The organism is Actinomadura sp. CNU-125 (genome assembly GCF_001942465.1).
Classification (GTDB): domain Bacteria; phylum Actinomycetota; class Actinomycetes; order Streptosporangiales; family Streptosporangiaceae; genus Spirillospora.
In genome coordinates this window covers 1-6484 of the sequence record NZ_MKJY01000291.1, presented here as the reverse complement: position 1 = coordinate 6484, position 6484 = coordinate 1, and the positions used below count along the sequence as shown (strand labels likewise).

General features: G+C 73.2%; 6 protein-coding genes and 1 pseudogene. 3 read left to right on the top strand and 4 right to left on the bottom strand.

Features of this window, described 5'->3' with window-relative positions; translation table 11 throughout:
* Positions 1–157: 157 nt before the first annotated feature.
* Entirely contained in the window at positions 158–769 is a 612-nt protein-coding gene (locus tag BJF79_RS29330) for a TetR/AcrR family transcriptional regulator (protein ID WP_083734120.1), read from the bottom strand.
* A 112-nt stretch (positions 770–881) separates the two neighbouring features.
* On the opposite strand from BJF79_RS29330, the gene BJF79_RS29325 reads away from it, so the two are divergent.
* The gene (locus tag BJF79_RS29325) at positions 882–2351 is read left to right on the top strand and encodes a flavin-containing monooxygenase (RefSeq protein WP_075902216.1); all 1470 of its coding nucleotides are present in this window, start codon (positions 882–884) and stop codon (positions 2349–2351) included.
* Between the two features lie 46 nt (positions 2352–2397).
* Here BJF79_RS29325 and BJF79_RS29320 read toward each other — a convergent pair whose 3' ends face one another.
* The gene (locus BJF79_RS29320) at positions 2398–3138 is read right to left on the bottom strand and encodes a sulfotransferase family protein (RefSeq protein ID WP_075902220.1); all 741 of its coding nucleotides are present in this window, start codon (positions 3136–3138) and stop codon (positions 2398–2400) included.
* Positions 3139–3542: 404 nt separating this feature from the next.
* On the opposite strand from BJF79_RS29320, the gene BJF79_RS29315 reads away from it, so the two are divergent.
* Both BJF79_RS29315 and BJF79_RS29310 read left to right on the top strand, forming a co-directional pair.
* Positions 3543–3968: a PGPGW domain-containing protein gene (locus tag BJF79_RS29315; RefSeq protein WP_075902214.1), complete on the top strand. Its 426-nt coding sequence runs from the start codon at positions 3543–3545 to the stop codon at positions 3966–3968.
* Between the two features lie 388 nt (positions 3969–4356).
* A complete protein-coding gene (locus tag BJF79_RS29310; RefSeq protein ID WP_262402733.1) occupies positions 4357–5490 on the top strand; it encodes a ParB N-terminal domain-containing protein in 1134 nt (377 codons plus the stop codon).
* 250 nt (positions 5491–5740) lie between these two features.
* On the opposite strand, the gene BJF79_RS29300 is transcribed toward BJF79_RS29310, so the two are convergent.
* Both BJF79_RS29300 and BJF79_RS29295 read right to left on the bottom strand, forming a co-directional pair.
* On the bottom strand, positions 5741–6238 hold the full coding sequence (locus tag BJF79_RS29300; protein WP_075902210.1) for a DUF2064 domain-containing protein: 498 nt from the start codon (positions 6236–6238) through the stop codon (positions 5741–5743).
* Positions 6235–6484: pseudogene (locus tag BJF79_RS29295) on the bottom strand (glycosyltransferase); the annotation flags it as partial. The gene BJF79_RS29300 and the pseudogene BJF79_RS29295, both read right to left, overlap by 4 nt.

Here is a 6484-nt window from a genome sequence, read left to right as displayed (position 1 = left end):
ACCACGTGGTCATGTCGTCCACTGCGCACTCCTCGGGGGGTGGTTGCGCTAACCGACACTGATGTCGGTTAAGTGGAGCCGAGTATGCGGCGGCCGCCGCGGGGCGTCAACCCCCGCGGCGGCCGCGAGCGCCTCGGTCCGTCCCCTGGACGGCGCGTCATTCGGCGTTGCCGAGCCCCGTCCACAGCAGCCGCATCGCGCCCTCGACCAGCAGCGACCGGGGCATGTCGGGATGCCGCTCCCACCACTGGGCGACGCCGTCGAGACCGGTGATGAGAAGTTCGACCATCGCCTCGCCGATCGGCTCGCCCGGCTCGACGCCGACCGTGCGCATGTCGCCGGCGAGCAGCGCCGTGACCGCGTGCGTGCGGGACTCCCGGATGCCCTGGCGGACCGTGCGGATCTCCGGGTCGTCCTCGTCGGTGCGGTCGAAGAGAAGCCTGCGGGCTGCGGGTTTGCTCTCCGCGAAGCTGAAGTAGGCGTCGATCGTCGAGCGCATCCGCGCCTCGGCCGGACCGGCGCCGGTGATGCGCGCGCCGACGTGCTCGATCAGCGCGGTGTTCTGCTCCTGCATGACCGCGAGCAGCAACACCCGCTTGGACGGGAAGTGGTCGTACAGCACCGTGCGGGCGACCCCGGCGGCGGCGGCGATCTCGCCCAGCGACGCCCCGTTGTACCCCTTGCTCGCGAAGACCTCCAGCGCGGCGGCGGTGATCAGGGCCCGGCGCGCCGGCCCCCGCATCCGCGTCTTCGGCGGACCTTCACCCATCGTCTTGACTCCCCTCCTGGTTTCCCTGCACTCTAGCCGACACACATGTCGGTTACGGCGTCGTGAAGGCGCCGTCGCACCGCCCGTCCGTCCGGACGGCAGGGAGTGGCACATGGGGCGCAGAGACGTGTCGATCGCCGTCGTCGGCTGCGGGTTCAGCGGCATCGGCCTGGCCATCGGCCTGAAACGGGCCGGATTCGACGACATCACGATCTACGACAAGGCCGCCGGGCCCGGCGGCGTCTGGCTGGCCAACACCTACCCGGGCGCCGCGTGCGACGCCCCCTCCCACCTGTACTCCTTCTCCTTCGAGCCGAAGCCCGACTGGTCGCGCCGCTTCGCCGAACAACCCGAAATTCTGGAGTATCTACGACATTGCGTCACAAAGTACGGCCTGACGGACCATTGCCGGTTCCGGACCGAGGTCGTGGACGCCACGTTCCTCCCGCACGCCGCGCGCTGGCGCGTCCGCACCGCCGACGGCGGCCAGGCCGAGTACGACCTGGTCGTCGCCGCCTGCGGGCAGCTGTCGAACCCGGCCGTCCCGCCCGTCCCGGGGCTCGACGGCTTCGCGGGCACCGTGTTCCACTCCGCCCGCTGGGACCACGGGCACGACCTGGACGGGGCGCGCATCGCCGTCGTCGGCAACGGCGCCAGCGCGATCCAGTTCGTCCCGCTGATCGCGCCCGGCGCGGAGAGGCTCACGGTGTTCCAGGTCGAGTCCCACTGGATCAGCCGCAAACCCGACCGCGTGTACCCGCGGCCGCGCAAGGCGCTCAACCGCCGCGTCCCCGCCGTCCAGCGGCTGTCCCGGCTCGGGATCTTCCTCTGGTTCGAGCTGGTGCTGAACCCGAGCCTGGTCCTGCCGCGCGGCCGCCGGACGCTGTCGCTGCCCGTCCGCGCCCTGTGCCGGTTCGCGCTGCGCTCGGTGCGCGACCGGGGGCTGCGCGACCGGCTCACCCCGCGCTACGAGCCCGGCTGCAAGCGGATCCTGACGTCCAGCGAGTACTACGAGGCGCTGAACCGGCCGAACGTCGGCGTCGTCGACCGGCCCATCGCGGAGATCACCCGGCAGGGCGTCCGGACGTCCGACGGCGACCATCACACCGTCGACACCATCATCTGGGCGACCGGTTTCCGCTCCCAGGACTTCGTCGCGCCGATGCGCGTCACCGGCCCGCACGGACGCGAGCTGAACGCGTCCTGGAAGGACGGCGCCCGCGCCTACCTGGGCATGTCCGTCGCCGGATTCCCGAACTTCTTCCTCATGTACGGGCCGAACACCAACGTCGGGTCCGGGTCGATCGTGCACATGCTCGAGAGCCAGACCGCCTACATCGTCCAGGCGGCCCGGCTGCTCGCGTCCGGCGTCGCCTCGCTGGAGGTCCGCGCGGACGTCCTCGACCGGTTCGACGCCGCGACTCAGCGACGCCTCGCCGCGTCCGTCTGGAACCAGGGCGGATGCGACAGCTGGTACCTGGACGAGGAGCGGCGCAACACCAACAACTGGCCCGGCTTCATGACCGGCTACCGGCGCCGGACCCGCCGCCTCGACCCCGCCGACTACCACCTCGAACGCTGAGGACCGGACGGGGACGGGACGGGCCGGGCCGTCCCGCCCGTTCGCCCTACGCGGGGGCCGCCGGGACTTCGCCGTCGGAGGCCGGGGCGGCGGCCGGGAAGGGGACGGCGACGTGGCCCTCGGTCATGAGCCGGCCGAACATCTCCTTGAGCGCGTCGGCGTCGTTGAGGTGCGGGAACGGCTCGTCGGGCGCCTCGACGCCGAGGAACGAGCACAGCGGGTCCCAGCCTTCGCGCACGTCGAACACCAGCAGCCGGTCCGCGGGCAGGCCCGCCCGCACCGTCTCGACGTACCGCTCGAAGGCCGCGACCGCGGTGTCCTCGTCCGGGACACCGGCGTCGGGGTCCCAGTCCGCGCCGAACAGGTCGCGTCCGTGCCGGTCGAGGAGGGGACGCATCCGCTGCATGGCCTCGGCGACCGGGCGGGCGGCCTCGGGCAGGTCGTCCGCGGCCATCTGGGCGGGACCGTTCGCCAGCAGGTTGCCGAAGCTGGTGTGCCAGCGGCGCGGGTCGCGGACGGTCAGCACGACCTTCGCCTCCGGGTACGCGGCGGCGAGTTCGGGCCAGAACCCGCTGGACGGCCAGTCCTGCGCGGACGAATATCCGTCCAGCACCCGGTCCCAGTCGACGGGCCCGCCGGCGACGGTGGGAAGCCAGCGGTCGACCTGCTTCGGATTGCTGAGAATTTCGAACATATGGTGGCAGGGCCCGAGCCCGAGCCGTTCCAGGGCCGCCTTCATCGACGTCGTTCCCGTTCGCGGCAGTCCCGCACCGATGACCTTGAGCATGCTGACGCCTTCCACCCTCGATGGCACGTGCGCCGCCGCGCGCCGGAACCCGTGATCCCGGAGGAGCGCGCTTCGGGCGGCACCTGATCGACGCTAGATCACGTTTCGGAAAAGCTCAATGTTCGACGCGGAATTCGCTCTGATATGGCTATGTATTTCCTATTTTTACTGGTGAGCGCGGGGGGAGTGTTCTATGTCACAAAGAATCGGGTGGCAGGATTCATATTATTCGAGTCGAATAGATATGGAACCCGCCCGGCCGGCCGAGGCCGGGCGGCGTCGGGGCGACGCCCCCGGGTGCTCGCGCGCAGGCGCGCGGGCGCCCGGGGTGTCGCGCACGCCCGCGGTTCGCATAGCGTGACTCGTGCGGGGGCGTCCCCGCGCGGCCGGACGGAGGAACGGGCATGACCAGACACGTGCGGCGCGGGGTGACGCTCGTCATCGGCGCCCTGCTCACGATGCTGGGCATCGCGCTGCTCGTCCTGCCCGGCCCCGGCCTGCTGCTCGTGCTCGCCGGGCTGCTCGTGCTCGCCCGCGAGTTCCCGATGGTCGAGCGCTACGTCGAGCCCGTCCAGAACGCGGCGATGCGGGGCGCGGAGGAGAGCGTGTCGTCGCCGTGGCGCCTCGCCGGGTCGATCCTCACGGTGTTCGCGCTGATCGGCGCCGGCGTGGTGTGGGGCCTCGTCGACGCGCTCCCGTTCAGCGGGTGGAGCACCGGTTCGGGCCTGATCCTTTCCGGGTTCATTCTCGTCGGGCTTCTGGTGTGGAGCTTCCGCCGCGTCAAGGCGGCGCAGGCCGCCCAGGCCGCCCAGGCCGCCCGCACCCGATAGCCGGGCCGCGTATGGCCGGGCCGCGCGGGACGGCGATGACACGGCCGCGGGAAAACGAGTGGAAGATCTGATGTCCGGGGCATAAAATGCTCCACCACTCTCCGTGATCATGTCGTGATCGGCGGTTCGGGCGGTGTGCGCGCCCGCCGGGGGACCTGGTGATCCCGTCCGGTAGGGGAGCAGGGGTGCCGAATAGGGGTCGGGTAGGGGTGCAAGGGCCCGCGCGCCGCTGGCTATCGTTGGCGAGGCTTCGAAGGAGCGGGACTTCGGCTCGCCATTAGGCCGATTCTCATCCGGAACGATTGGATGTACCGGGTCGGCCGATAATACAAGCGAATCGATTTCGGGACCACTCCTTCGGCGCACGACGGTAATGGTGAACCAGGGGGTGCCATTGAAAACCGAACTGGGGCAGGTCGACGACCTGCCGGTGGTCAGACTGGAGCTGGCCGCGCTGACGATGTCGGAGTCGCCGCGGCGCGGCGGGATCGACGCCGAGCATGTCGAGGCGCTGGCGGCGGTGCAGGAGGATCTGCCGCCGATCATCGTGCACCGGCCGACGATGGCGGTGCTCGACGGCCGGCACCGGGTGCGGGCGGCCGCACGGCGCGGCGCGACGACGATCGCGGCGCGGCTCTTCCAGGGCGACGGGGACGACGCGTTCGTGCTGGCGGTCCGGGCGAACGTCACCCACGGGCTGCCGCTCCCGATGGCGGACCGCAAGCGGGCGGCCGAACGGATCGTCGCGTCCCATCCACAGTGGTCGAACCGGATGATCGCGTCCGTGACGGGCATGGCCCCGGGCACGGTGGCCGACGTCCGGCGGCGGGCCGGGGGCGAACCCGCCGCGGTCCGGGTCGGACAGGACGGCCGGGCCCGCCCGGTCAACGGGGCGGAACGGCGCGGCGGCGCGTCCGAGCTGATCAACGACAACCCGGACATGTCGCTACGGCAGGTGGCGCGCGCGGTCGGCATTTCCCCGGAGACGGCCCGGGACGTGCGCAACCGGCTGCGCCGGGGCGAGGACCCGCTCGCCACGGGCGTCCGACACCGGCCCCGCCGCCCGCCGCGGTGCCGCTGGCGTTGCGCGCGGACCGCGCCGCGGCCGTCCCGCCGAGGGTGGCGCCGACCAGGGCGCGGTGGTGCAGCGGCTGCGGACCGACCCGGCGCTGCGGCTCAGCGAGACCGGCCGCAGGCTGCTCATGCTGCTCAGCCTGCACACCGTGAAGCCGGGCGAGTGGGAGGCGCTCATCGACGGCGTCCCGACGCACTGCGGTGCCGTCGTCGCGCAGCTCGCCCGCGACTGCGCGCAGCGCTGGGCCGAGTTCGCGGCGACCGTCGAACGGCAACTCCCCGACGCGTCCTCGACCGGGCCGGCGCGCCCGGGGAGCGCGCCCGGCGGGGACCGCTCACGATGTCGTCGCCGTGGGACGGTCGTGGGCGGTTCCCGGCGGGACGTCCCGCAGCCGCACGGGCAGCTCCGTCCGGCGGGCGACGTTCAGCTTGCGGTAGACGCGGGTGAGGTGCTGTTCCACGGTGCTCACCGTGATGAGCAGATCCGCCGCGATCTGGCGGTTGGTGCGTCCCGCGGCGGCGAGGGCGGCGACGCGGCGTTCCGCGCGGTGAGCTCGGCGGCGGCCCCGCCGTCGGCCGGGTCCGGGCCCGCCCCGGCGGGCTCGGGTCGCCGCAGGCCGGACGGTCGTGCTCGGCGCAGGCGAGTTCCTCGCGCGCGAGCGCGAGCTGCGCCGCGTCCCCGCTGTGCTCCAGGAACTTCACCACCGCTCGCGCAGCAGCCGCGCGTCGGGCCGGCGCAGCCCCAGCAGCCAGAACCCGCCGTCGGCGGCCGGCCCGAACACCGCGCCGTGCCCCCGCAGGGCCCGCGCCTCGACCGCCAGCAGTCCCGGGGTGACCTGCGGGGTGTCCATCCCGATCAGGACGAGCGGGCGGCCCGCGTCGGCGTCGGCGAACGTGTGCGCGAGCCGCTCGTCCAGCCCGCCGCCGCGCTGCGCGATCACCTCGATCCCGGCGGGCAGCCACGCGCCGGGCGAACCGTCCAGCACCAGGGTGCGGCGCCCGGCGGGCGCGGCGGCGACCGCGGCGAGGGTGTCGGCCAGCGCCGCCGCGGCCAGCGAGGCGGCCTCGGCGGGCGTGTAGGCCGGGGTCAGGCGGGTCTTGACGCGGCCCGGCACCGGCTCCTTGGCGATCACCAGCAGGTCGGCGTCCGGGGCGGGCGTCGGGCTGGTCGTCGGGGCGGTCGTCGGGGCGGTCATGAGGCGGTCCCGGCCAGGACGCGGCGCATGTCGCGGACGGCGCGGACCGTCCCGCCCACGGTCCCGGTCACCTTCGACTCGCCGGTGCGGGGCAGGTAGGCGACATCGATCTCGGCGATCCGCCACCCGCCGGCGGCGGCGCGCAGCACCGTCTCCAGCGGATACCCGAACCGGCGGTCGCGCACGTCCAGGCCCGTCAGGGCGGCGCGGCGCGCGGCGCGCACCCCAGGTCCCGCAGCCGGGTCC

Excerpts from the sequence above, each read along its gene's own strand:
- BJF79_RS29330 (WP_083734120.1), bottom strand. The coding sequence starts at position 769 with ATGGGTGAAGGTCCGCCGAAGACGCGGATGCGGGGGCCGGCGCGCCGG.
- BJF79_RS29325 (WP_075902216.1), top strand. The coding sequence starts at position 882 with ATGGGGCGCAGAGACGTGTCGATCGCCGTCGTCGGCTGCGGGTTCAGC.
- BJF79_RS29320 (WP_075902220.1), bottom strand. The coding sequence starts at position 3,138 with ATGCTCAAGGTCATCGGTGCGGGACTGCCGCGAACGGGAACGACGTCG.
- BJF79_RS29315 (WP_075902214.1), top strand. The coding sequence starts at position 3,543 with ATGACCAGACACGTGCGGCGCGGGGTGACGCTCGTCATCGGCGCCCTG.
- BJF79_RS29300 (WP_075902210.1), bottom strand. The coding sequence starts at position 6,238 with ATGACCGCCCCGACGACCGCCCCGACGACCAGCCCGACGCCCGCCCCG.